The following is a 21,740-nucleotide window of genomic DNA, read 5'->3' as shown; positions in this document are numbered from 1 at the left end:
CGCTACATTGGTCGGCGCCGGCCCTCGTGAGGCGGCGTCAGTGTGCTTGTTCTACTGCGGCGAACCCAGGCACATAGGCCTTGATCGCCCCCAGCAGTTCTTCCTTGCTGAAAGGCTTGGTCAAAAATTGATCGACACCCACGATGCGCCCCTTGGCCTTGTCGAACAGGCCGTCCTTGGAAGACAGCATGATCACCGGGATCGACTTGAACGCCGGGTTGTTCTTCACCAGGGCGCAGGTCTGGTAGCCATCCAGGCGCGGCATCATGATGTCGACAAAGATAATGTGCGGGTGATGATCGACAATACGAGCCAGGGCGTCGAAACCGTCGATCGCCGTGATGACCTCGCACCCCATGTTCTTCAACAGCGTCTCGGCGGTGCGGCGGATCGTTTTCGAATCGTCGATCACCATCACCTTCAAGGCGTTGGAATGCTGTTCCATATCTGCTCTACCATCGCCACAGCGAATCGGTTTTCGGTGTGTACTGCCTGATGTTGCACAGGATGAACGCCGCAAGCCTTGGAATTCAAGGGCTGCTGCGCCGTGCCAGCCTTTTTAGCACAGTCTCCAAGCGCAATCTATCGAGGCACCCACCCAGTGGTTTTTCCTTGACCCACAACAGCCGCAGCGCCACTCTGACGCCACTTTTATGCGCCCCAATTTGCTAGAGGAAATCCCCCATGAGCGTTCGCGTCGGCATTGTCATGGACCCTATCGCCAGCATTTCCTATAAAAAGGACAGTTCGCTGGCCATGCTCCTGGCCGCCCAGGCCCGCGGCTGGACCTTGTTCTATATGGAGCAGCGCGACCTTTACCAGGGTGAAGGCGAGGCCCGCGCACGCATGCGCCCGCTGCAGGTGTTCGCCAACCCCGAGAAGTGGTTCGAGCTTTCTGACGAAATCGACAGCCCCCTTAGCGACCTCGACGTGATCCTGATGCGCAAGGATCCGCCGTTCGACATGGAATTTGTGTACTCCACCTACCTGCTGGAGCAAGCCGAACGGGCCGGCGTGTTGATCGTCAACAAGCCGCAAAGCCTGCGTGACTGCAATGAAAAGCTGTTCGCCACCCTGTTCCCGCAGTGCACACCACCGACCGTGGTCAGCCGCCGCGCCGATGTACTGCGTGAATTCGCCGCCAAGCATGGCGACGTGATCCTCAAGCCGCTGGACGGCATGGGCGGCACCTCGATCTTCCGTCACCGCGCCGGCGACCCGAACCTGTCGGTGATCCTCGAAACCCTGACCGCCCTGGGCACCCAGCAGATCATGGGCCAGGCCTACCTGCCGGCGATCAAGGACGGTGACAAGCGCATCCTGATGATCGACGGCGAGCCGGTGGATTACTGCCTGGCGCGCATCCCGGCAGCCGGCGAGACCCGTGGCAACCTGGCCGCCGGTGGTCGCGGTGAAGCGCGGCCGTTGTCGGACAAGGACCGCTGGATCGCCGCTCAAGTCGGTCCGACCCTGCGGGAAAAAGGCCTGCTGTTTGTCGGACTGGACGTAATTGGTGAGAACCTCACTGAAATCAACGTCACCAGCCCGACCTGTATTCGCGAGATCGACAATGCATTTGGTACGAACATCGGCGAAATGCTGATGGCCGCCATTGAGCGCAAGCTAAAAGCCAAGTGACATAGAACAGCCGGACACATACCAACATTGCGTTATCATGCGCCACCTGTGAAACGCGCGATGTTGGTTTTCTTGTCATGACACTCCCGTCCGATCTGCCCCCCGAATTCACCCATAGCGGCGTGCGCCCGGCTGATCGTCTCGGTTTTACCCTGTTTCTCGCTGCGCTGATTCACCTCGCCCTGCTCCTGGGCGTGGGGTTCACCCTGGTGGAACCCAAGCAGATCACCAAGACCCTGGAAATCACACTTGCTACGTTCAAGAGCGAAAAGAAGCCCGAAAAGGCTGACTTTCTCGCCCAGGAAAACCAGCAAGGCAGCGGCACCCTCGACAAGAAAGCCGTGCCCAAGACCACCGAAGTGGCGCCCTTCCACGACAACCAGGTCAAGAAGGTCACCCCACCGCCGGCGCCAAAGCCCGAGGTCAAGCAGGCCACGCCCAAGGCTGCGGTAGCCACCGTCGCGCCCAAGCCGCAAAAAGCCCCGACCCAGCGCGAAAAGGCCAAGACCGAACCCAAGCCCGAGCCAGTGAAACCTGCGCCGACGTTCGACAGTTCGACGCTGTCCGACGAAATTTCCAGCCTCGAAGCCGAACTGGCCCATGAGCAACAGCTTTATGCCAAGCGCCCGCGCATCTACCGTTTGAACGCCGCCTCAACCATGCGCGATAAAGGTGCCTGGTATAAGGACGAGTGGCGCAAGAAAGTCGAACGCATCGGCAACCTCAATTACCCGGACGAGGCGCGGCGCCAACAGATTTATGGCAATTTGCGCTTGCTGGTGTCGATCAACCGTGACGGCTCGCTGTATGAGGTGCAGGTGCTGGAGTCCTCCGGCCAGCCGCTGCTGGACCAGGCTGCGCAACGCATCGTGCGCCTGGCCGCGCCCTTTGCGCCATTCAGCGGCGACTTGAGCGACGTGGACCGCCTGGAAATCATCCGCACCTGGCGGTTCGCCAAGGGCGACCGGTTGTCCAGCAACTGATCGCACAGATCGTTCCCACGCTCCGCGTGGGAATGCCGCCATGGACGCTCTGCGTCTGCTCTTGGGACGCGGAGCGCCCCGGGATGCATTCCGACGCAAAGCATGGGAACGATCAGCGATCAGGCTCGCGCCCGCACTTGTCAGTTCGCCCCTCCAACGCCACACTAGCGGACATGAAAAACGTCAGCCCGACCTACCTCAAGCACCAATTCCTGATCGCCATGCCCCATATGGCCGACCCGAACTTTGCGCAGACCTTGACCTACATCGTCGAGCACACGGCCAATGGTGCCATGGGGCTGGTGGTCAACCGCCCGCAGGAGCTGAACCTGGCCGATATCCTTGAGCAACTGCGCCCGGAAATCGACCCGCCGGCGCGCTGCCAGGGCGTACCGATCTACATCGGCGGGCCGGTGCAGACCGATCGCGGTTTTGTGCTGCACCCCACCGGGCCGACGTTTCAGGCCACGGTAGACCTTGATGGGGTGTCACTGTCCACATCCCAGGATGTGCTGTTCGCCATCGCCGACGGCATCGGCCCCGAGCAAAGCGTGATCACCCTGGGCTACGCCGGTTGGGAAGCCGGGCAACTGGAGGCCGAACTGGCCAGCAATGCCTGGCTGACCTGCCCGTTCGACGCTGACATCCTGTTCAACACCGCCAGCGAACTGCGCCTGGAAGCGGCAGCAGCCAAGCTGCGGGTCAACCTCAGCCTGCTGACCAGCCAGGCGGGGCACGCCTGATGGCCTTGCGTCTGATCCTCGGTTTTGACTACGGCACCAAACAGATCGGCGTAGCGGTTGGCCAGGTCATCACCGGCCAGGCCCGCGAGCTGTGCACCCTCAAGGCCCAGAACGGCGTGCCGGACTGGAACCAGGTCGAAGCCCTGATTAAAGAGTGGAAGCCTGACGCGGTGGTGGTCGGCCTGCCCCTGAACATGGATGGCACCCCCAGTGACATGTGCCTGCGCGCCGAGAAGTTCGCGCGCCGCCTCAATGGCCGCTACAACCTGCCCTTCTATACCCACGACGAACGCCTCACCACCTTCGAAGCCAAGGGAGAGCGCCGCGACCGTGGCGGGCAAAAGGGCAGTTACCGCGACAACCCGGTAGACGCTATCGCCGCGGCCTTGCTGTTGCAGGGCTGGCTGGATGAAAACACCGCTTTATTTGAATCCTGACCCGCCGCGATCCTGTAGGAGCGGGCTTGCCCGCGAAGAACGTTAACGATACCGCGAGAAGGCTGGATGAACGCGGTGCCCATGAGTTTTTCGCGAGCAAGCTCGCTCCTACACACTTGATAAGGAGCCACTATGAGCTTGCCGAACCCTGCCGAACTGATCAGCCAGATGGCGATACGCCTCAAGGCGCACCTGGAACACCGTGCCATCAGCGAACCGCGTTTTATCGGCATACGCACCGGTGGCGTGTGGGTAGCCCAGGCATTGCTGGAAGCACTGGGCAGCGATTCGCCTCTGGGCACCCTGGACGTGTCCTTCTACCGCGACGACTTCAGCCAGAACGGCCTGCATCCACAAGTGCGCCCATCGGCCCTGCCCTTCGAGATCGAAGGCCAGCACCTGGTATTGATCGACGACGTGCTGATGAGCGGCCGCACCATCCGCGCCGCCATGAACGAATTGTTCGACTATGGCCGCCCTGCCAGCGTGACCCTGGTGTGCCTGCTGGACCTGGATGCTGGCGAACTGCCGATCAGCCCGGACGTCGTGGGTGCAACCCTGTCGCTTGCACCCCAGCAGCGGGTAAAATTGTCCGGTCCTACGCCGCTCGAACTCGAACTGCAAGACCTTGCCCTTTAAACCGCCTTGTAAAGAGTCCCCGCGATGACGCCTCTAGATGCCAAGCGCCCGCTGCAGCTCAATGCTCAGGGCCAGTTGCAACACTTCTTGTCCCTCGACGGTTTGCCCCGCGAACTGCTCACCGAAATCCTCGACACCGCCGACTCGTTCCTGGAAGTCGGTGGCCGGGCAGTGAAGAAAGTCCCGCTGTTGCGCGGCAAAACCATCTGCAACGTGTTCTTCGAAAACTCCACCCGCACCCGCACCACCTTTGAACTGGCGGCCCAGCGGCTGTCGGCCGATGTGATCACGCTGAACGTGTCCACCTCGTCGGCGAGCAAGGGCGAAACCCTGCTCGATACCCTGCGCAACCTGGAAGCCATGGCCGCCGACATGTTCGTGGTACGCCACGGCGACTCCGGCGCTGCGCATTTCATCGCCGAGCATGTGTGCCCGAACGTGGCGATCATCAATGGCGGCGACGGCCGTCACGCGCACCCGACCCAGGGCATGCTCGACATGCTCACCATTCGTCGGCACAAGGGCAGCTTTGAAAACCTCTCGGTAGCCATCGTCGGCGACATCCTGCATTCGCGGGTGGCACGTTCGAACATGCTGGCTCTCAAGGCCCTGGGTTGCCCGGATATCCGCGTGATCGCGCCCAAGACCCTATTGCCCATCGGCATCGAACAGTATGGCGTGAAGGTCTACACCGACATGGCCGAAGGCCTCAAGGATGTGGACGTGGTGATCATGCTGCGCCTGCAACGCGAGCGCATGGCCGGGGGCTTGTTGCCCAGCGAAGGTGAGTTCTACCGCCTGTTCGGCCTGACCACCGCACGCCTGGCCAAGGCCAAGCCGGATGCCATCGTGATGCACCCGGGGCCAATCAACCGCGGCGTGGAAATTGAGTCGGCGGTGGCCGACGGCCCACAATCAGTGATTCTCAACCAAGTGACCTACGGCATCGCCGTGCGCATGGCCGTGCTGTCCATGGCCATGAGCGGGCAAACCGCGCAACGTCAATTCGAGCAGGAGCAGGCCCAGTGAAGCTCAGCATTCTCGGCGCCCGAGTCATCGACCCGGCCAGCGGCCTGGACCAAGTTACCGATCTACACCTGGACGCCGGCAAGATCGTCGCCATCGGCGCCGCCCCCGCCGGCTTCAACGCCGGCCAGAGCATTGACGCCAAGGGCCTGGTGGCCGCACCTGGGCTGGTGGACTTGAATGTCGCCCTGCGTGAACCGGGCTACAGTCGCAAAGGCAACATCGCCAGCGAAACCCAGGCCGCGGCAGCCGGTGGCGTGACCAGCCTGTGTTGCCCGCCCAATACCAAGCCGGTACTGGACACTTCTGCTGTGACCGAGCTGATCCTCGACCGCGCCCGCGAAGCCGGCAATTGCAAAGTGTTTCCCATTGGCGCCTTGAGCAAGGGCCTGGATGGCGAACAACTCGCCGAATTGATCGCCCTGCGTGACGCCGGTTGCGTGGCCTTCGGCAATGGCCTGGAAAGCTTTCGCAGCACGCGCACCTTGTGCCGCGCCCTGGAATACGCGGCCACGTTCGACTTGACGGTGATCTTCCATTCCCAAGACCGCGACCTGGCCGAAGGCGGCCTGGCCCATGAAGGCGCAGTGGCGAGCTTCCTCGGCCTGCCGGGCATTCCGGAAACCGCAGAAACCGTGGCCCTCGCCCGTGACCTGTTGCTGGTGGAACAAAGCGGCGTGCGTGCGCATTTCAGCCAGTTGACCAGCGCCCGGGGCGTGGCTCTGATCGCCCAGGCCCAGGCCCGTGGCTTGCGGGTAACTGCGGATGTCGCCCTGTACCAGCTGATCCTGACGGATGAGGCGCTGATCGACTTCTCCAGCCTTTACCACGTACAGCCCCCGCTGCGCACGAAGGCAGACCGTGACGGTTTGCGTGCGGCGGTGAAGTCGGGTGTGGTGTCGGCGATTTCCAGCCATCACCAACCTCACGAGCGAGACGCCAAGCTGGCACCGTTTGGCGCGACCGAGCCGGGCATCAGCAGCGTGGAGTTGTTGTTGCCACTGGCGATGACGCTGGTGGAAGACGGCTTGCTGGACCTGCCGACACTGCTGGCGCGTCTGAGCGCCGGCCCGGCCGAAGCCCTGCGCTTGCCAGCGGGCCAGTTGGCGGTGGGTTCACCGGCGGACCTGGTGCTGTTCGACCTGGCAAGCTCGACGGTGGCTGGTGAGCGTTGGTTGTCCAAGGGCGAAAACTGCCCGTTCATCGGCCACAGCCTGCCGGCGACGGTGCGGTACACCTTGATGGATGGGCGGATCAGCTACCAGGCTTGACGCGCAAGCTCGTTCCCACGCTCTGCGTGGGAACGATCAGTGCTCAGCGCCCGCTGTTGCGCTCGGCATTGCGGATCGAGATCTGCGTGTTCAGCGTCCAGAAGTCATACAGCACCCCAATCAGGAACAAACCACCGGTCAGCAGGTAGATCAGGCCGGTGATCCATTTGCCCTGATACATACGGTGCACACCAAACACGCCCAGGAACGCCAACAGAATCCAGGCCACGTTGTATTCAATCGGCCCAGCGGTAAACCGCAGGTCGGCTTCACGGTCCATGGCCGGGATCAGGAACAAGTCGATCAGCCAGCCAATACCCAGCAAGCCGAAGGTGAAAAACCAGATCGTACCGGTCACCGGCTTGCCGTAATAGAAGCGATGAGCCCCGGTAAAACCGAAAATCCACAGTAGGTAACCAATCGCCTTACTGTGGGTGTCGTGCTGCTGACCAACCTGTTGATAGGTGTTCATGAAGGACCTCTTTTGCGTCGATAGATAAATTTTTTCATTTTCTTTGTGACTTTTTTACGGGCGCCCGACGTACGGTAAATGGTATCTTCCTGCCCTCAAAGCCTTGTACCGCCTGCCTTGTGTAGGACAATTGCGGCGAATCGTCGCGTTTTTCCTGAATTTGACCCCAAGGTTCAGTCGACAAACGGCCTGAGAACAGCACAAAAAGCTGTTATAAAGTTGCGCGCAAACCCATAAGAGCCACGCCTAATGCGACCATTTTTCAAGACATGGCTAACCATTTGCCTATTAATGCCACTGGCCGCCCACGCCACCAATCGTGAGCAACGACTTCCGAACGTTAACGGTTTCACCCCTAAAGTCCATAGCACGCCCAGCACTGCCAAAGCGGCAAAGCCGACCGTCAGCCGCCCGACTCAACTGAGCAAGGCCCACGGCAAAGTGCTTTCCACCCAGCTGGCCGTGAACACCAAGCAAAGCAGCAACGTCTTGAGCCGTGCCGTCAACGTGCTCGGTACACCTTATCGTTGGGGCGGCAGCAGCCCAAGTAAAGGGTTCGACTGCAGCGGGCTGGTGAAATATGCATTTAACGATGTAAAAGCGGTGGACCTGCCACGCACCTCCAACGCCATGGCGGCCGGCCATGGGTTGAAGGTTGACCGCAAAGACCTGAAGCCGGGCGATCTGTTGTTCTTCAAGTTGAAGAGCCGCCAGGTGAACCACGTTGCCATCTACCTGGGCAATGACCGCTTTATTCACGCACCGCGCCGTGGCAAGTCGGTGAGCATCGACACGCTGAAAAAGCCGTTCTGGGACAAGAACTACGTGATTGCCAAGCGGGTACTGCCTAAAGAGCAGAACAGCAACCTGCGGATCGTGCAGCGCTAAGCCAGGCACCACTGAAGCTCCCCCTTTGAAATGCAATCAAATGTGGGAGCTGGCTTGCCTGCGATGACGGTGTGTCAGTTGGCAGAGAGAGTGCCTGACAGTCCGCTATCGCAGGCAAGCCAGCTCCCACATTGTGTATCTGTGCGTTTTAGATATCTGCCGGCACCCTCGCCTTCTCCCGCGCCTCTTCCCGACTGACCAGGCCCGCGCCCACCAACGCCTTCAAACTCATATCCAGGGTCTTCATCCCCAACGCCCCACCGGTCTGAATTGCCGAAACCATCTGCGCCACCTTGTCCTCACGGATCAAGTTACGAATCGCCGGCGTACCCAGCATGATTTCATGGGCGGCCACACGCCCACCGCCCACCTTCTTCACCAACACCTGAGAGACCACCGCCTGCAACGACTCCGACAGCATCGAGCGGACCATGGCCTTTTCCCCGGCCGGGAAGACGTCCACCAGCCGGTCTATCGTCTTTGCCGCCGACGAGGTGTGCAGAGTGCCGAACACCAGGTGCCCGGTCTCTGCCGCCGTCAGCGCAAGGCGGATGGTTTCCAGATCGCGCAATTCACCCACCAGGATCACATCCGGGTCTTCTCGCAGGGCTGAACGCAGGGCCACCGAGAAACTGTGGGTGTCACGATGCACCTGGCGCTGGTTGACCAGCGCCAGTTTCGGCCTGTGGATAAACTCGATGGGGTCTTCCAGCGTGAGGATATGCTGGCGTCGATGCCGGTTGAGGTCGTCGATCATCGCCGCCAGGGTCGTGGACTTGCCAGAACCGGTGGGCCCGGTCACGAGCACCAGGCCGCGAGGAAGGCGGGCGATACGCTGGAACACCTCGCCCAATCCCAGCGCCTCCAGGCTCTGGACCTCAGTCGCAATAGCCCGGAACACTGCACCCACGCCGCGATCCTGGCGGAACACGTTCGCCCGGAACCGGGCGACGCCTGGCAATTCGAAGGCAAAATCCGTTTCAAGAGATGTTTCGAAATCCTTTTGTTGATGTTTATTCAGCAACGGGCTCAATAAGTCGACCACTTGGGTAGCGTTCAGCGCTGGCCCATCCAGCGGCCAAACCTCGCCATCAATGCGCAGCATCGGTGCCAGGCCAGCTGACAGATGCAGGTCTGAGGCGCCTCGGCTTACGCTGGCCGTCAGCAATTGCGTGATATCCATAGGGCTTTCCATTTCCAGTAGAATGCCGCGGACTCCATATCCACGGGCGCATCTTGAATGTCGACGATAGCAGACAACATCGGCCTGGTTAGCCAGCGCATCCGCGCCGCAGCCGACGCCGTGCAACGTGACGCAAGCAGCATCCACCTGCTGGCCGTGAGCAAGACCAAACCCGCGCAGGCAGTGCGCGAAGCCTATGCCGCCGGGCTGCGCGACTTTGGCGAAAACTACCTGCAGGAAGCCCTGGGCAAACAGGCGGATTTAACCGACCTGCCCTTGAGTTGGCACTTCATCGGCCCCATTCAATCGAACAAGACTCGCGCTATCGCCGAGCACTTCGCTTGGGTGCATTCCGTGGACCGCCTGAAAATCGCACAACGCCTGTCCGAACAACGCCCGGCCGACCTGCCGCCGCTCAATATCTGCATTCAGGTCAATGTCAGTGGCGAAGCCAGCAAGTCCGGCTGCACACCCGCCGACCTGCCGGCCCTGGCCACGGCGATCAGCGCCCTGCCGCGCTTGAAGCTGCGGGGCTTGATGGCGATTCCCGAGCCGACTGAAGATCGGGCAGAGCAGGATGCGGCGTTTGCCACGGTGCGCGACCTGCAAGCCAGCTTGAACCTGGCGCTGGACACACTTTCCATGGGCATGAGCCACGACCTTGAGTCGGCCATTGCCCAAGGCGCCACCTGGGTGCGGATCGGTACCGCGCTGTTTGGCGCCCGCGACTACGGCCAGCCGTGAAATGGCTGACATCCCTCGAAAATAAGGACCTGTCATGAGCAACACGCGTATTGCCTTTATCGGCGCCGGTAACATGGCGGCCAGCCTGATCGGTGGCCTGCGGGCCAAGGGCCTGGACGCCGAGCAGATCCGCGCCAGCGACCCGGGCGCCGAGACCCGCGAGCGCGTCAGCGCCGAACACGGCATCCAGACCTTCGCTGATAATGCCGAGGCCATCCACGGCGTCGATGTGATCGTGCTGGCGGTCAAGCCCCAGGCCATGAAGGCTGTGTGCGAGAGCCTGCGCCCGAGTCTGCAACCTCACCAACTGGTGGTGTCGATTGCCGCTGGCATCACCTGCGCCAGCATGACCAACTGGCTCGGCGCCCAGCCCATCGTGCGCTGCATGCCCAACACCCCGGCGCTGCTGCGCCAGGGCGTCAGCGGTTTGTATGCCACCGGCGAAGTCACCGTGCAGCAACGTGACCAGGCCCAGGAACTGCTGTCTGCGGTGGGCCTCGCCGTGTGGCTGGAGCAGGAACAGCAACTGGATGCGGTTACCGCCGTTTCCGGTAGTGGCCCGGCCTACTTCTTCCTGCTGATCGAGGCCATGACCGCCGCCGGTGTCAAGCTGGGCCTGCCCCACGACGTGGCCGAGCAACTGGCGGAGCAAACCGCCCTGGGCGCCGCGAAAATGGCGGTCGGCAGCGAGGTGGATGCCGCCGAACTGCGCCGTCGCGTCACCTCGCCCGGTGGCACCACACAAGCGGCTATCGAGTCGTTCCAGGCCGGGGGCTTTGAAGCCCTGGTGGAAACAGCACTGGGTGCCGCCGCACATCGTTCAGCCGAGATGGCTGAGCAACTGGGCAAATAGTCGTCCCTTACCAAGGTAATCAAACATGCTCGGAATCAATGACGCTGCCATTTTCATCATCCAGACCCTGGGCAGCTTGTACCTGCTGATCGTGCTGATGCGCTTTATCCTGCAACTGGTGCGTGCAAACTTCTACAACCCGCTGTGCCAGTTCGTGGTGAAGGCCACCCAACCACTGCTCAAGCCGCTGCGCCGAGTGATCCCGAGCCTGTTCGGCCTGGACATGTCGTCGCTGGTGCTGGCGTTGCTGCTGCAAATCCTGCTGTTCGTGGTGATCCTGATGCTCAATGGCTACCAGGCCTTCACCGTCCTGCTGTTGCCATGGGGCCTGATCGGGATTTTCTCGCTGTTCCTGAAGATCATTTTCTGGTCGATGATCATCAGCGTGATCCTCTCCTGGGTCGCACCGGGCAGCCGTAGCCCAGGTGCCGAATTGGTGGCTCAGATCACCGAGCCCGTGCTGGCACCCTTCCGTCGCCTGATTCCGAACCTGGGTGGCCTGGATATCTCGCCGATCTTCGCGTTTATCGTGATTCAGTTGCTGCAAAGCTGGGTGATTCCGCGCCTGGCCTACTTTGCTTACATGCCAAAAGAGTTGTTTGGCCTGATCTGAATGCCGTAGCCCCTATGGGAGCTGGCTTGCCTGCGATAGCATGGCTTGTGCTGATCGTTCCCACGCTCTGCGTGGGAATGCAGCCGTGACGCTCCGCGTCACCAGGGCAGGACGCAGAGCGTCCCAAGAGGCATTCCCACGCGGAGCGTGGGAACGATCACGCTAACCCCCGACCATTGCTTGCCGCTAGGGTCCCCGCTCTTTAGACTTACGCCTCATTTAAACGAGAGCAGGGTCGATGCCAGCTGCCTTCCCCCCCGATTCTGTTGGACTGGTCGTGCCACAAGTGGCGCATTTCAGCGAACCCCTGGCCCTGGCCTGCGGCCGTTCGTTGCCAGCCTACGACCTGATCTACGAAACCTATGGCCAACTGAACGCCACGGCGAGCAACGCAGTGCTGATCTGCCATGCCTTATCCGGCCATCATCACGCCGCCGGCTTCCATAGCGTTGACGACCGCAAGCCCGGCTGGTGGGACAGTTGCATCGGCCCCGGCAAGCCCATCGACACCAATAAGTTCTTTGTGGTCAGCCTGAACAACCTCGGCGGCTGCAACGGCTCCACCGGCCCCAGCAGCCTCAACCCGGAAACCGGCAAACCGTTCGGCGCCGACTTCCCAGTGCTGACCGTGGAAGACTGGGTGCACAGCCAGGCACGCCTGGCCGACCTGCTGGGCATCAGCCAGTGGGCCGCCGTGATTGGCGGCAGCCTGGGCGGCATGCAGGCCCTGCAATGGACCATCACCTACCCGGACCGCGTGCGTCATTGCCTGGCCATCGCCTCGGCGCCCAAGTTGTCGGCGCAGAACATCGCCTTCAACGAAGTGGCGCGCCAGGCGATCCTCACCGACCCCGAGTTCCACGGCGGTTCGTTCCAGGAAGCGGGCGTGATCCCCAAGCGCGGCTTGATGCTGGCGCGGATGGTCGGCCACATCACCTACCTGTCCGACGATTCCATGGGCGAGAAATTCGGCCGTGGCCTCAAGAGCGAGAAGCTCAACTACGACTTCCACAGCGTCGAGTTCCAGGTGGAAAGCTACCTGCGTTATCAGGGCGAGGAATTCTCGGGGCGCTTTGACGCCAACACCTACCTACTGATGACCAAGGCTCTGGACTACTTCGACCCGGCCGCCAACCACGATGACGACCTGGCAAAAACCTTCGAGCACGCCACGGCCAAGTTCTGCGTGATGTCGTTCACCACCGACTGGCGCTTTTCGCCAGCGCGCTCCCGTGAGCTGGTGGATGCCCTGATGGCCGCCAAGAAAGACGTCTGCTACCTGGAGATCGATGCACCGCAAGGCCACGACGCCTTCCTGATTCCGATCCCACGCTACCTGCAGGCGTTCAGTAACTACATGAACCGTATTTCGCTTGTGAGAACGCCATGAGAGCCGACCTGGAAATCATCCAAGACTGGATCCCCGCCGGCAGCCGCGTGCTCGACCTGGGCTGCGGCGATGGCGAACTGCTGAGCTGGCTGCGCGACCACAAGCAAGTCACCGGCTACGGCCTGGAAAACGACCCGGACAACATCGCCCAGTGCGTGGCCAAGGGCATCAACGTGATCGAGCAGGACCTGGACAAGGGCCTGGGCAACTTTGCCAGCAACAGCTTCGATATCGTGGTGATGACCCAAGCCCTGCAAGCGGTGCACTACCCGGACCGCATCCTCGACGAAATGCTGCGCGTGGGCCGCCAATGCATCATCACCTTTCCCAACTTTGGCCACTGGCGCTGCCGCTGGTACCTGGCCACCAAGGGGCGCATGCCGGTCTCCGACTTCCTGCCGTACACCTGGTACAACACGCCGAACATCCACTTCTGCACCTTCGAAGACTTCGAAGCCCTGTGTGGCGAGCGTGAAGCCAAGGTGATCAACCGCCTTGCCGTCGATCAACAGCACCGCCACGGCTGGGCGAGTAAGCTATGGCCCAACCTGTTGGGCGAAATTGGTATTTACCGGGTCAGCAGCCCTGGCCTGACCGACCACAAAGTTGCCGTCTAATCATCTTCAAGAGGGACGTTCATGAGTCGTTTGGCTATTTTTCTATTGACCGCATGCCTGGGCGCCAGCGCCATGGCCGCCGACGCTATCGACGCTAATCGCAAAAAAGACTTCGGCGATATCACCGTTCATTACAACACCTTCACTTCAAGCTTCCTGCCCGCTGAGACCGCCCAAAAAGTCGGTGTGGTGCGCAGCAAGGAGAAGGGGTTGATCAACGTGACCGTGATCAAGGGCGTAAGCCCGGTGGCCGCGCAAGTCACTGGCACGGTCAAGGATTTGGGCGGCAAGAGCGAGATCCTGACGTTCAAGCAGATCGAAGAGAAAAGCGGCATCAGCTACCTCGCGCCCTACTCGGTGACCCAGCGGGAATACAAGACGTTTACCATCAACGTTGAAACCGGCGGTAAGGCCCACGGTTTCCAATTCAACCAAGAACTGTTCCCGGCCGAATGATGAACCTTACCCAACTCGTACTCGCCAGCCACAACGCCGGCAAACTCAAAGAACTGCAAGCCATGCTCGGTGAGTCTGTGCACCTGCGTTCGATTGGCGAGTTCAGCCAGGTCGAACCGGAAGAGACCGGCCTGTCGTTCGTCGAGAATGCCATCCTCAAGGCCCGCAATGCCGCACGTATCTCTGGCCTGCCAGCCCTGGCGGATGATTCGGGCCTGGCCGTGGACTTCCTCGGCGGCGCCCCTGGCATCTACTCCGCCCGTTACGCCGACGGCAAGGGCGACGCAGCCAACAACGCCAAGCTGCTCGACGCCCTCAAGGACGTGCCGGAGTCCGAGCGTGGTGCGCAGTTCGTCTGCGTGCTGGCCCTGGTGCGGCATGCCGATGACCCGTTGCCGATTCTGTGCGAAGGCCTGTGGCACGGGCGCATCCTGCAAGCCGCCAGCGGTGAGCATGGGTTTGGCTATGACCCGCTGTTCTGGGTGCCGGAGCGCAATGTCTCCAGCGCCGAACTGAGCCCGGCCGACAAGAACCAGATCAGCCACCGCGCCCGCGCCATGGCGTTGCTGCGCCAGCGCCTGGGCTTGAAATGACCCAGAACACCTCTGCGCAGCCGCTGATCCACGGTGGCGCGCAAACACCACGGGCGGCCCTGCCCCATCTGCCACCCCTGGCGCTGTACATCCATATCCCGTGGTGCGTGCGCAAATGCCCGTATTGCGACTTCAACTCCCACACCGCCAGCAAAGTGCTGCCGGAAGAAGAGTATGTGGACGCCCTGCTGGCGGACCTGGACCAAGACCTGCACGCCGTGTATGGCCGTAAACTGAGTTCGATCTTCTTTGGCGGCGGCACGCCCAGCCTGTTCAGCGCTGCTGCACTGGGCCGCCTGCTCAAGGGCGTTCAAACGCGTATCCCGTTTACCGACGATATCGAGATCACCCTGGAAGCCAACCCCGGGACGTTCGAACAAGAGAAGTTCGTGGCGTACCGCAAACTGGGGATCAATCGCCTGTCCATCGGCATCCAGAGCTTCCAGCAAGAGAAGCTCGAAGCCCTGGGCCGCATCCACAATGGCGATGAAGCCGTGCGCGCAGCCGGCATGGCGCGCCAGGCCGGGTTCGATAACTTCAACCTGGACTTGATGCACGGCTTGCCCAACCAGTCCCTGGAGGACGCCTTGGGCGACCTGCGCCAGGCCATTGCACTCAAGCCCACGCACCTGTCCTGGTACCAACTGACCCTGGAACCCAATACCGTGTTCTGGAACCAGCCACCCGCGCTGCCGGAAGACGACACGCTGTGGGATATCCAGGAAGCCGGCCAGGCACTGCTCGCCGAACACGGTTACGCACAATATGAAGTCTCGGCCTACGCCCAACCGGGGCGGCCGGCGCGGCATAACCTCAATTACTGGAGCTTTGGCGACTTTATCGGCATCGGCGCCGGCGCCCACGGCAAGCTCAGCCACCCGGACGGGCGCATCATCCGCACCTGGAAAACCCGTGCACCGAAGGACTACCTCAACCCGGCCAAAAGCTTCCAGGCCGGCGCGAAAGAACTGACCAACGATGAACTGCCGTTCGAGTTCCTGATGAACGCGCTGCGCCTCACCGAAGGGGTTGATGCCAAGCTCTACGCCGAGCGCACCGGCCTTGACCTGGCGAGCCTCGATGAAGGCCGCCGCGACGCAGAACAAAGTGGATTAATGCAGGTCGAACCGTCACGCCTGGCGGCCACCGACCGCGGGCAACTCTTTCTCAATGACCTGTTGCAGAAGTTTTTGAGCTGATAGCTCTTAAGGAAATCGAATGGATCTGGTACTCGACCTGCTCGCCACCGTATCCCGCTGGAGCCGTAGCAACCTGTCGGAAATCTCGTTGGCCCTTGTGGGCTGTTTGCTGGTGCTGTTCGGCGCCGACATCAAGGGCTGGGTCGAAGCACGCCTGGGCAGCATCGCCGGCGCCTTGCGCGTACCCTTGATGGCCCTGCTGTGCCTGATCGGCAGTGGTGCGGCGTTGATCTACGCTACGCCGTGGATTGTGCGGGGATTGAGCCAGTTCAATAACTACAGCCTGGCGCCGGTGTTGATCGTGGTGCTGGTGTTGATTGGCGTGGTAGCAGACCGCCGCTGATTTCATCCAGATGAAGGCAAGGACATCTCATGAGCAAAAAGCTTCTGGACGACACTAGCAAATTTCTCAGCTATGTACTGCGCCATGAGCCTCAGGCAATTGGCCTTTCATTGGATTCAGAAGGCTGGGCAGGCATTGCAGAGCTGATTGAGGCGGCCAGCCGCGACGGGCGCAGCCTTAGCCGAAAACTGCTGGAGCAGGTGGTGCGCACAAACGAGAAGAAGCGCTTTTCGTTCTCCGAGGACGGTCAACACATCCGCGCCGTGCAGGGTCACTCCAACCAAGGCGTCCAGCTGCAACTCGATGAAAGACAACCACCAGCCGTCCTGTACCACGGCACCGCAACGCGCTTCATCGAGTCAATCAACCAAAAGGGTCTGATTCCCGGGTCACGACATCATGTGCATCTCAGTGAACAGCTTGAGACGGCCAGGGAAGTTGGGCAGCGCTATGGGAAAGTGGTTATTCTGAAGATCAACACTTCGAAGATGCTGGCCCAGGGTTTCAAATTTTATCAGGCGCAGAATGGGGTTTGGCTGACGGAGCAGGTTCCTGCCCAGTTCCTCGAAGCTATTTAGAGGCCTGACTGCCAAATGCTTTTTCGTAATACTCTTTAAGTGTCATCGGGTCTTTGCAACCCAGCGCGAGCGCCTGATCCAGGTAGGTCAAATTCACGCTGTCGGGCTCACCTTTGTCGTTCATACGAGTCGCCGCCAAGATGTAGTAGGCATCCGCCCGGTACTGATCATAGGTCAGCATCCGCGCGCTGGCGCGTGCTTGCATGTTGCCCAAGGTTCTTTCTTCCTTGATCTCAGCTAGCCGATCACCTTCGAAACAAAGCGAACGATTGGTGTACAGCGGATAATAGTCATGGTTGGGATCAACGTTCAGAAGCATCTGCTTGAGCGCTTCCAGGTACTTTACGTGCCCAGGATCAAGCAGATTTAGACGCATGTACGCCATATCACATTGATAGTAATACCCCACGCCGGCGGCTAATAAACCTTGATCCATTGCCTTGTGCATCGGTTCACACACCTGTTTGCGTTCTTCCTTGGACATGCCGAACCGGCTTTGGATATTGGCCAGCATATAGGTCGCAACAACATGCCCGCCCTCCGAGGCCATTTTCAGATCATCTTGGAACGCAGTCATGACACCCTGAACCTCTTTGAGTTCTTCGGGCAACGTGGCTTTATCCAGCTTGCCACTGGTCTCCAGCTTGACGCTCTCATCGAACATCAGCTTGAGTTGCTCCGCCTTCTTCTGAGCACGCTCAAAGTAGTCGTCACTGGAAGTCACTGGCAAAGAGGATGTGCTGGCCGCGAAGGCTGTCGCAGACAACAGACTGAGCAACAGTAGACTGGAAAGGAGGGTTTTCAAGCGCTTGTATTCCTTTACAAGTAAAAAGCGAAGCAGCAGTGGAACGCAGCGATTCCACCGCCGTGATTAGCAACGCGAGTTAAGCCAGCTTCTCGAACTTCAAATCCCACACCCCATGCCCCAACCGCTCGCCACGGCGTTCGAACTTGGTGATCGGCCGCTCGGCCGGGCGTGGCACGCATTTGCCGTCTTCGGCCAGGTTGCGGTAGCCGGGGGCGACGTTCATCACTTCCAGCATGTATTCCGCGTACGGTTCCCAGTCGGTGGCCATGTGCAGGATGCCGCCCACTTTCAGCTTGCTGCGCACCAGTTCCGCGAAGGACGCCTGGACGATGCGGCGCTTGTGGTGACGGGCCTTGTGCCATGGGTCGGGGAAGAACAGCATCAGGCGGTCGAGGCTGTTGTCGGCGATGCAGCGGTTGAGCACTTCAATCGCGTCGCAGTCGTAGACCCGCAGGTTTTTCAGGCCTTGGGTCAGCACACCGTTGAGCAGTGCGCCGACGCCTGGGCGGTGCACTTCCACACCGATGAAATCCTGCTCCGGCGCGGCTGCGGCCATTTCCAGCAGGGAATGGCCCATGCCGAAACCGATTTCCAGGGAGCGCGGGGCCGAACGGCCGAACACTTGGTCATAGTCCACCGGCGCATCGGCCAGGGGCAGTACGAACAGCGGCGTGCCCTGTTCCAGGCCCTTTTGCTGGCCTTCGGTCATGCGGCCGGCGCGCATCACAAAACTCTTGATGCGGCGGTGCTTGGACTCGTCGCCCTCTTCCACGGTGTTCGGCGTTTCGTTTGATTCAGTCATCAATAGCTCTTACTTGATCAGACCATCCAGCGGCGAAGAGGCGCTGGCATAGAGTTTTTTCGGCATGCGCCCGGCGAGGTAGGCCAGGCGGCCCGCGACGATGGCGTGGTTCATGGCTTGGGCCATCATGATTGGTTGCTGGGCATGGGCAATGGCCGAGTTCATCAGCACCGCGTCGCAGCCCAGTTCCATGGCGATGGTCGCGTCGGAGGCAGTGCCCACACCCGCATCCACCAATACCGGGATCTTGGCTTCTTCGAGGATGATCTGCAGGTTATACGGATTGCAGATGCCCAGGCCGGAACCGATCAGACCAGCCAGCGGCATCACCGCGATGCAGCCGATTTCTGCCAACTGACGGGCGATGATCGGGTCATCGCTGGTGTAGACCATCACGTCGAAGCCTTCCTTGACCAAGGTCTCGGCGGCCTTGAGGGTTTCGATCACATTGGGGAACAGGGTTTTCTGGTCGGCCAGCACTTCCAGCTTCACCAGGTTGTGGCCGTCGAGCAGCTCACGGGCCAGGCGGCAGGTGCGCACGGCTTCGATGGCGTCGTAGCAGCCAGCAGTGTTTGGCAAAAAGGTGTAGCGCTCCGGCGACAGCACTTCGAGCAAGTTCGGCTCGCCCTCGATCTGGCCGAGGTTGGTGCGGCGTACGGCGAAGGTGACGATCTCGGCACCCGAGGCTTCGATGGCCAGGCGGGTTTCTTCCATGTCGCGGTACTTGCCGGTGCCGACCAGCAGACGGGACTGGTAGGTACGACCGGCCAGGACGAAAGGCTTGTCGCTACGAACGATGCTCATGGGAAATCCTCTGGTTGGATGAGGTTCTGCAGAATGCGTTGCGGCCGTGGCGGGCTAGCCGCCGCCGATGGCGTGGACCACTTCGATCTGGTCACCTTCGGTGAGCACAGTCTCGGCGTGCTGGCTACGCGGGACGATATCCAGGTTGAGCTCCACTGCGACGCGACGCCCGGTCAGGTCCAGACGGGTCAGCAGGGCCGCAACGGTTTCGCCGTCGGGCAGTTCAAAGGGTTCGCCGTTCAACTGAATGCGCATGCCACGGGCCGCCATCGTTTTTAGGGGCCCGCATTCTAGCGCGATTGGAACCTGAAGGTCAGCTCCAAGCGTCAAGCGGTCAAAGCTGCAAACGCCACGCCGCCAGGCCCAGGAAGAACCAGCCAAGCAGGAACGCCAGCCCGCCAAACGGCGTGATGATCCCCAGTTTACTGATGCCGGTCATCGTCAGCACATACAGGCTGCCCGAGAACAGCAGGATACCGACGGTAAACGAAATACCCGCCCAGGTGACCAACCGGCCCGGAATATGCGCCGCCAGCAAGGCCACGCCGAACAGTGCCAGGGCATGCACCAACTGGTAGGTCACGCCGGTATGGAAGATCGCCAGGTAGTCGGCGCTCAGGCGGTTTTTCAGGCCGTGGGCGGCGAAAGCGCCCAGCGCAACGCCGGTAAAGCCGAAAAAGGCAGCCAGCATCAGAAAGCTACGCAGCATGGGGAACTCCAGTCAGACTCATCGGGCAGGGTCTGTATAATGGCCCGCTCAACGGGTTCGGCCAAGCCATCTCTATGCTGCGTGTCCTCTTCAAACGCTTTCTCAACGTCGTGAAATGGTTTGCCATCGGCAGTGTGTTGCTGGTGCTGCTGTTTCGTGTGGTGCCGCCACCGTTCACTGCGCTGATGGTGGAGCGCAAGGTCGAGTCCTGGGTTGACGGTGAGCCTATCGACCTGCAACGCAGCTGGGTGCCGTGGGATGAAATCTCCGACGACCTTAAAGTGGCGGTGATGGCCGGTGAAGACCAGCGCTTCCCGCAACATTGGGGTTTTGATTTCGGCGCGATCCAGGCGGCGATTCTGCACAACGAACGCGGCGGCTCGATTCGCGGTGCCAGCACCTTGAGCCAACAGGTGTCGAAAAACCTGTTCCTGTGGGCCGGGCGCAGCTATTTGCGCAAAGGCCTGGAGGCGTGGTTTACCGGTTTGATCGAAGTGTTATGGCCCAAGCAGCGGATTCTTGAGGTGTACCTCAACAGTGTGGAATGGGATGAAGGTGTGTTTGGCGCAGAAGCGGCGGCGCGGCACCATTTTGGCGTGAGTGCCAAGGGGCTTTCGCGGCAGCAGGCCAGTTACCTGGCGGCGGTGTTGCCCAATCCACGGGTGTGGAGTGCCAGTCATCCGACCGCCTATGTGGCACGGCGAGCGGCGTGGATTCGCCAGCAGATGAGCCAGTTGGGTGGGGAGGGTTACCTGGTGGAGCTGAACAACTCTCGAAAGGCACCCTGGTCCGACTGACACAATACGAGACCTGTGGGAGCTGGCTTGCCTGCGATAGCGGTGGGTCAGTAACCCATGCTTCATCTGACACGGCCTCATCGCAAGCCAGCTCCCATATTAAACCGAGTTGTACTTGAGACTTTTCGAACACATACAAAAATGCCCCGATCTTTCGACCGGGGCATTTTTTGTTCGCTGCGTTTTAAGCGGCGATCGACAACTTCAGCTTGTTCATCGCGCTTTTCTCAAGCTGACGAATCCGCTCTGCCGACACGTTGTACTTTTGCGCCAGGTCGTGCAGCGTGGCTTTTTCTTCTGCCAGCCAACGCTGGTAGAGAATGTCACGGCTGCGGTCGTCCAGCACTTCCAGCGCTTCGTGCAGGTTGTGGTTGGAGTTGTCGCTCCAGTCGGCGTCCTCCAGTTGACGCGCCGGATCGTACCGGTGGTCTTCCAGATAGTTGGCCGGCGATTGGAAGGCGCTGTCGTCATCCGCTTCGGCGGCTGGGTCGAAGGCCATGTCATGGCCGGTCAGGCGGCTTTCCATCTCGCGCACTTCACGGGGCTCCACACCGAGGCTTTCGGCCACGCGGTGGACTTCTTCGTTGTTCAGCCACGCCAGGCGTTTTTTCTGGCTGCGCAGGTTGAAGAACAGCTTGCGCTGGGCCTTGGTGGTGGCCACTTTCACGATGCGCCAGTTGCGCAGGATGAACTCGTGGATTTCCGCCTTGATCCAGTGCACGGCAAACGACACCAGGCGCACGCCCATTTCAGGGTTGAAGCGCTTCACAGCCTTCATCAGGCCTACGTTGCCTTCCTGAATCAGGTCGGCCTGGGCCAGACCGTAACCGCTATAGCTACGGGCGATATGTACGACAAAACGCAGGTGGGCGAGCACCATCTGCCGAGCCGCCCCCAAATCCTGCTCATAGTAGAGACTCTCGGCCAGTTCACGCTCCTGCTCGGGCGTCAGCAATGGAATGCTGTTGACCGTGTGCACATAGGCTTCCAGGTTCGCACCCGGGACCAAGGCATAAGCAGGTTGCAAAGAAGTGGTCATACGAAAAAACCTCCGACTCACATAACTCGTGCAGTTCAGCACTGCGAAAATTGACCTGGGAACCGTAGGACAAGTTCCCTAAACAGCTGATACGGTCAATACAAACGAAACCACA

At 60.6% G+C, this 21,740-nt stretch carries 28 protein-coding genes; 19 read left to right on the top strand and 9 right to left on the bottom strand.

From position 1 onward, the window contains the following. Window positions 1–37 precede the first annotated feature (37 nt). Window positions 38–445 carry a twitching motility response regulator PilG gene (pilG, locus tag BT199_RS20690; protein ID WP_014720321.1) on the bottom strand — a complete coding sequence of 136 codons (408 nt, stop codon included), beginning with the start codon at window positions 443–445 and terminating at the stop codon, window positions 38–40. A gap of 239 nt (window positions 446–684) precedes the next feature. Here pilG and gshB point away from each other — a divergent pair, with 239 nt between their 5' ends. The 7 genes from gshB (at window position 685) to BT199_RS20655 (ending at window position 6,737) form a co-directional block, all read left to right on the top strand. Further along, a complete protein-coding gene (gshB, locus tag BT199_RS20685) occupies window positions 685–1,638 on the top strand; it encodes a glutathione synthase (protein ID WP_020301918.1) in 954 nt (317 codons plus the stop codon). A gap of 77 nt (window positions 1,639–1,715) precedes the next feature. Beyond that, entirely contained in the window at window positions 1,716–2,621 is a 906-nt protein-coding gene (locus BT199_RS20680) for an energy transducer TonB (protein WP_072435376.1), read from the top strand. Window positions 2,622–2,794: 173 nt separating this feature from the next. After that, entirely contained in the window at window positions 2,795–3,364 is a 570-nt protein-coding gene (locus BT199_RS20675) for a YqgE/AlgH family protein (RefSeq protein WP_057976477.1), read from the top strand. Beyond that, window positions 3,364–3,801 (top strand): Holliday junction resolvase RuvX, encoded by a 438-nt coding sequence (gene ruvX / locus BT199_RS20670; RefSeq protein WP_003195067.1) that lies wholly within the window; start codon window positions 3,364–3,366, stop codon window positions 3,799–3,801. The genes BT199_RS20675 and ruvX overlap by 1 nt, the downstream gene beginning before the upstream one ends. Before the next feature lie 132 nt (window positions 3,802–3,933). Continuing rightward, window positions 3,934–4,440, top strand: coding sequence for a bifunctional pyr operon transcriptional regulator/uracil phosphoribosyltransferase PyrR (pyrR, locus tag BT199_RS20665; protein WP_019817751.1), 507 nt, complete (start codon window positions 3,934–3,936; stop codon window positions 4,438–4,440). 24 nt (window positions 4,441–4,464) lie between these two features. Then, a complete protein-coding gene (locus tag BT199_RS20660; RefSeq protein ID WP_014720325.1) occupies window positions 4,465–5,469 on the top strand; it encodes an aspartate carbamoyltransferase catalytic subunit in 1,005 nt (334 codons plus the stop codon). Then, window positions 5,466–6,737 (top strand): dihydroorotase, encoded by a 1,272-nt coding sequence (locus tag BT199_RS20655; protein ID WP_034128939.1) that lies wholly within the window; start codon window positions 5,466–5,468, stop codon window positions 6,735–6,737. The genes BT199_RS20660 and BT199_RS20655 overlap by 4 nt, the downstream gene beginning before the upstream one ends. A 43-nt stretch (window positions 6,738–6,780) precedes the next feature. Here the strand turns inward: BT199_RS20655 and BT199_RS20650 are convergent, their stop codons facing one another. After that, the gene (locus BT199_RS20650; RefSeq protein WP_020301920.1) at window positions 6,781–7,209 is read right to left on the bottom strand and encodes an NINE protein; all 429 of its coding nucleotides are present in this window, start codon (window positions 7,207–7,209) and stop codon (window positions 6,781–6,783) included. Window positions 7,210–7,458: 249 nt separating this feature from the next. Here BT199_RS20650 and BT199_RS20645 point away from each other — a divergent pair, with 249 nt between their 5' ends. Then, a complete protein-coding gene (locus BT199_RS20645; protein WP_003195078.1) occupies window positions 7,459–8,097 on the top strand; it encodes a C40 family peptidase in 639 nt (212 codons plus the stop codon). A 148-nt stretch (window positions 8,098–8,245) separates the two neighbouring features. On the opposite strand, the gene BT199_RS20640 is transcribed toward BT199_RS20645, so the two are convergent. Then, complete coding sequence (locus tag BT199_RS20640) at window positions 8,246–9,280, bottom strand: type IV pilus twitching motility protein PilT (RefSeq protein WP_032902279.1); 1,035 nt, start codon at window positions 9,278–9,280, stop codon at window positions 8,246–8,248. 57 nt (window positions 9,281–9,337) lie between these two features. On the opposite strand from BT199_RS20640, the gene BT199_RS20635 reads away from it, so the two are divergent. From BT199_RS20635 to BT199_RS20590, 10 genes are all read left to right on the top strand, one after another. Continuing rightward, window positions 9,338–10,024, top strand: a complete 687-nt coding sequence (locus BT199_RS20635) for a YggS family pyridoxal phosphate-dependent enzyme (RefSeq protein ID WP_014720328.1) — start codon at window positions 9,338–9,340, stop codon at window positions 10,022–10,024. A gap of 34 nt (window positions 10,025–10,058) precedes the next feature. Next, window positions 10,059–10,877, top strand: a complete 819-nt coding sequence (proC, locus tag BT199_RS20630) for a pyrroline-5-carboxylate reductase (protein WP_072435375.1) — start codon at window positions 10,059–10,061, stop codon at window positions 10,875–10,877. Between the two features lie 25 nt (window positions 10,878–10,902). Further along, complete coding sequence (locus tag BT199_RS20625; RefSeq protein ID WP_003195087.1) at window positions 10,903–11,490, top strand: YggT family protein; 588 nt, start codon at window positions 10,903–10,905, stop codon at window positions 11,488–11,490. A gap of 238 nt (window positions 11,491–11,728) precedes the next feature. Next, window positions 11,729–12,880 carry a homoserine O-succinyltransferase MetX gene (locus BT199_RS20620; protein WP_034128945.1) on the top strand — a complete coding sequence of 384 codons (1,152 nt, stop codon included), beginning with the start codon at window positions 11,729–11,731 and terminating at the stop codon, window positions 12,878–12,880. Beyond that, window positions 12,877–13,497 carry a methionine biosynthesis protein MetW gene (metW, locus tag BT199_RS20615; RefSeq protein ID WP_003195091.1) on the top strand — a complete coding sequence of 207 codons (621 nt, stop codon included), beginning with the start codon at window positions 12,877–12,879 and terminating at the stop codon, window positions 13,495–13,497. Before BT199_RS20620 ends, metW begins: the two co-directional genes overlap by 4 nt. 21 nt (window positions 13,498–13,518) lie before the next feature. Next, window positions 13,519–13,953, top strand: coding sequence for a DUF4426 domain-containing protein (locus BT199_RS20610; RefSeq protein ID WP_014720331.1), 435 nt, complete (start codon window positions 13,519–13,521; stop codon window positions 13,951–13,953). Beyond that, window positions 13,950–14,546, top strand: coding sequence for an RdgB/HAM1 family non-canonical purine NTP pyrophosphatase (gene rdgB, locus BT199_RS20605; protein WP_072435374.1), 597 nt, complete (start codon window positions 13,950–13,952; stop codon window positions 14,544–14,546). Before BT199_RS20610 ends, rdgB begins: the two co-directional genes overlap by 4 nt. Beyond that, window positions 14,543–15,745 carry a radical SAM family heme chaperone HemW gene (gene hemW / locus BT199_RS20600; RefSeq protein ID WP_032902275.1) on the top strand — a complete coding sequence of 401 codons (1,203 nt, stop codon included), beginning with the start codon at window positions 14,543–14,545 and terminating at the stop codon, window positions 15,743–15,745. The genes rdgB and hemW overlap by 4 nt, the downstream gene beginning before the upstream one ends. A gap of 19 nt (window positions 15,746–15,764) precedes the next feature. Further along, window positions 15,765–16,088 (top strand): DUF3392 domain-containing protein, encoded by a 324-nt coding sequence (locus tag BT199_RS20595; RefSeq protein ID WP_003195099.1) that lies wholly within the window; start codon window positions 15,765–15,767, stop codon window positions 16,086–16,088. A gap of 29 nt (window positions 16,089–16,117) precedes the next feature. After that, window positions 16,118–16,666, top strand: a complete 549-nt coding sequence (locus BT199_RS20590; protein WP_072435373.1) for an RNA 2'-phosphotransferase — start codon at window positions 16,118–16,120, stop codon at window positions 16,664–16,666. On the opposite strand, the gene BT199_RS20585 is transcribed toward BT199_RS20590, so the two are convergent. From BT199_RS20585 to BT199_RS20565, 5 genes are all read right to left on the bottom strand, one after another. Then, window positions 16,659–17,471 carry a hypothetical protein gene (locus tag BT199_RS20585; protein ID WP_072435372.1) on the bottom strand — a complete coding sequence of 271 codons (813 nt, stop codon included), beginning with the start codon at window positions 17,469–17,471 and terminating at the stop codon, window positions 16,659–16,661. The two genes, BT199_RS20590 and BT199_RS20585, sit on opposite strands and share 8 nt — an antisense overlap. 79 nt (window positions 17,472–17,550) lie before the next feature. Continuing rightward, on the bottom strand, window positions 17,551–18,276 hold the full coding sequence (gene trmB, locus BT199_RS20580) for a tRNA (guanosine(46)-N7)-methyltransferase TrmB (protein ID WP_003195101.1): 726 nt from the start codon (window positions 18,274–18,276) through the stop codon (window positions 17,551–17,553). A 9-nt stretch (window positions 18,277–18,285) separates the two neighbouring features. Further along, on the bottom strand, window positions 18,286–19,080 hold the full coding sequence (locus BT199_RS20575) for a thiazole synthase (RefSeq protein WP_014720334.1): 795 nt from the start codon (window positions 19,078–19,080) through the stop codon (window positions 18,286–18,288). 54 nt (window positions 19,081–19,134) lie between these two features. After that, window positions 19,135–19,335 (bottom strand): sulfur carrier protein ThiS, encoded by a 201-nt coding sequence (gene thiS / locus BT199_RS20570; RefSeq protein WP_019817757.1) that lies wholly within the window; start codon window positions 19,333–19,335, stop codon window positions 19,135–19,137. Between the two features lie 79 nt (window positions 19,336–19,414). Further along, the gene (locus BT199_RS20565) at window positions 19,415–19,789 is read right to left on the bottom strand and encodes a DUF423 domain-containing protein (protein WP_014720336.1); all 375 of its coding nucleotides are present in this window, start codon (window positions 19,787–19,789) and stop codon (window positions 19,415–19,417) included. 74 nt (window positions 19,790–19,863) lie between these two features. Here BT199_RS20565 and mtgA point away from each other — a divergent pair, with 74 nt between their 5' ends. Further along, window positions 19,864–20,586, top strand: coding sequence for a monofunctional biosynthetic peptidoglycan transglycosylase (gene mtgA, locus BT199_RS20560; RefSeq protein ID WP_014720337.1), 723 nt, complete (start codon window positions 19,864–19,866; stop codon window positions 20,584–20,586). A gap of 184 nt (window positions 20,587–20,770) precedes the next feature. Here the strand turns inward: mtgA and rpoH are convergent, their stop codons facing one another. After that, complete coding sequence (rpoH, locus tag BT199_RS20555; protein ID WP_003176698.1) at window positions 20,771–21,625, bottom strand: RNA polymerase sigma factor RpoH; 855 nt, start codon at window positions 21,623–21,625, stop codon at window positions 20,771–20,773. Window positions 21,626–21,740: the final 115 nt, after the last annotated feature.

It is taken from the genome of Pseudomonas sp. NFR02, from assembly GCF_900119375.1.
GTDB lineage: Bacteria > Pseudomonadota > Gammaproteobacteria > Pseudomonadales > Pseudomonadaceae > Aquipseudomonas > Aquipseudomonas paracarnis.
This window is presented reverse-complemented; position numbering and strand designations above follow the sequence as displayed.

Coding starts and splice junctions, on each gene's coding strand:
- BT199_RS20575 (WP_014720334.1), bottom strand. CDS start 19,080: ATGAGCATCGTTCGTAGCGACAAGCCTTTCGTCCTGGCCGGTCGTACC.
- BT199_RS20680 (WP_072435376.1), top strand. CDS start 1,716: ATGACACTCCCGTCCGATCTGCCCCCCGAATTCACCCATAGCGGCGTG.
- BT199_RS20595 (WP_003195099.1), top strand. CDS start 15,765: ATGGATCTGGTACTCGACCTGCTCGCCACCGTATCCCGCTGGAGCCGT.
- BT199_RS20650 (WP_020301920.1), bottom strand. CDS start 7,209: ATGAACACCTATCAACAGGTTGGTCAGCAGCACGACACCCACAGTAAG.
- BT199_RS20645 (WP_003195078.1), top strand. CDS start 7,459: ATGCGACCATTTTTCAAGACATGGCTAACCATTTGCCTATTAATGCCA.
- metW (WP_003195091.1), top strand. CDS start 12,877: ATGAGAGCCGACCTGGAAATCATCCAAGACTGGATCCCCGCCGGCAGC.
- BT199_RS20660 (WP_014720325.1), top strand. CDS start 4,465: ATGACGCCTCTAGATGCCAAGCGCCCGCTGCAGCTCAATGCTCAGGGC.
- BT199_RS20565 (WP_014720336.1), bottom strand. CDS start 19,789: ATGCTGCGTAGCTTTCTGATGCTGGCTGCCTTTTTCGGCTTTACCGGC.
- BT199_RS20620 (WP_034128945.1), top strand. CDS start 11,729: ATGCCAGCTGCCTTCCCCCCCGATTCTGTTGGACTGGTCGTGCCACAA.
- BT199_RS20675 (WP_057976477.1), top strand. CDS start 2,795: ATGAAAAACGTCAGCCCGACCTACCTCAAGCACCAATTCCTGATCGCC.
- mtgA (WP_014720337.1), top strand. CDS start 19,864: ATGCTGCGTGTCCTCTTCAAACGCTTTCTCAACGTCGTGAAATGGTTT.
- thiS (WP_019817757.1), bottom strand. CDS start 19,335: ATGCGCATTCAGTTGAACGGCGAACCCTTTGAACTGCCCGACGGCGAA.
- rdgB (WP_072435374.1), top strand. CDS start 13,950: ATGATGAACCTTACCCAACTCGTACTCGCCAGCCACAACGCCGGCAAA.
- BT199_RS20610 (WP_014720331.1), top strand. CDS start 13,519: ATGAGTCGTTTGGCTATTTTTCTATTGACCGCATGCCTGGGCGCCAGC.
- proC (WP_072435375.1), top strand. CDS start 10,059: ATGAGCAACACGCGTATTGCCTTTATCGGCGCCGGTAACATGGCGGCC.
- gshB (WP_020301918.1), top strand. CDS start 685: ATGAGCGTTCGCGTCGGCATTGTCATGGACCCTATCGCCAGCATTTCC.
- pilG (WP_014720321.1), bottom strand. CDS start 445: ATGGAACAGCATTCCAACGCCTTGAAGGTGATGGTGATCGACGATTCG.
- BT199_RS20625 (WP_003195087.1), top strand. CDS start 10,903: ATGCTCGGAATCAATGACGCTGCCATTTTCATCATCCAGACCCTGGGC.
- BT199_RS20590 (WP_072435373.1), top strand. CDS start 16,118: ATGAGCAAAAAGCTTCTGGACGACACTAGCAAATTTCTCAGCTATGTA.
- hemW (WP_032902275.1), top strand. CDS start 14,543: ATGACCCAGAACACCTCTGCGCAGCCGCTGATCCACGGTGGCGCGCAA.
- trmB (WP_003195101.1), bottom strand. CDS start 18,276: ATGACTGAATCAAACGAAACGCCGAACACCGTGGAAGAGGGCGACGAG.
- BT199_RS20635 (WP_014720328.1), top strand. CDS start 9,338: ATGTCGACGATAGCAGACAACATCGGCCTGGTTAGCCAGCGCATCCGC.
- rpoH (WP_003176698.1), bottom strand. CDS start 21,625: ATGACCACTTCTTTGCAACCTGCTTATGCCTTGGTCCCGGGTGCGAAC.
- pyrR (WP_019817751.1), top strand. CDS start 3,934: ATGAGCTTGCCGAACCCTGCCGAACTGATCAGCCAGATGGCGATACGC.
- BT199_RS20640 (WP_032902279.1), bottom strand. CDS start 9,280: ATGGATATCACGCAATTGCTGACGGCCAGCGTAAGCCGAGGCGCCTCA.
- ruvX (WP_003195067.1), top strand. CDS start 3,364: ATGGCCTTGCGTCTGATCCTCGGTTTTGACTACGGCACCAAACAGATC.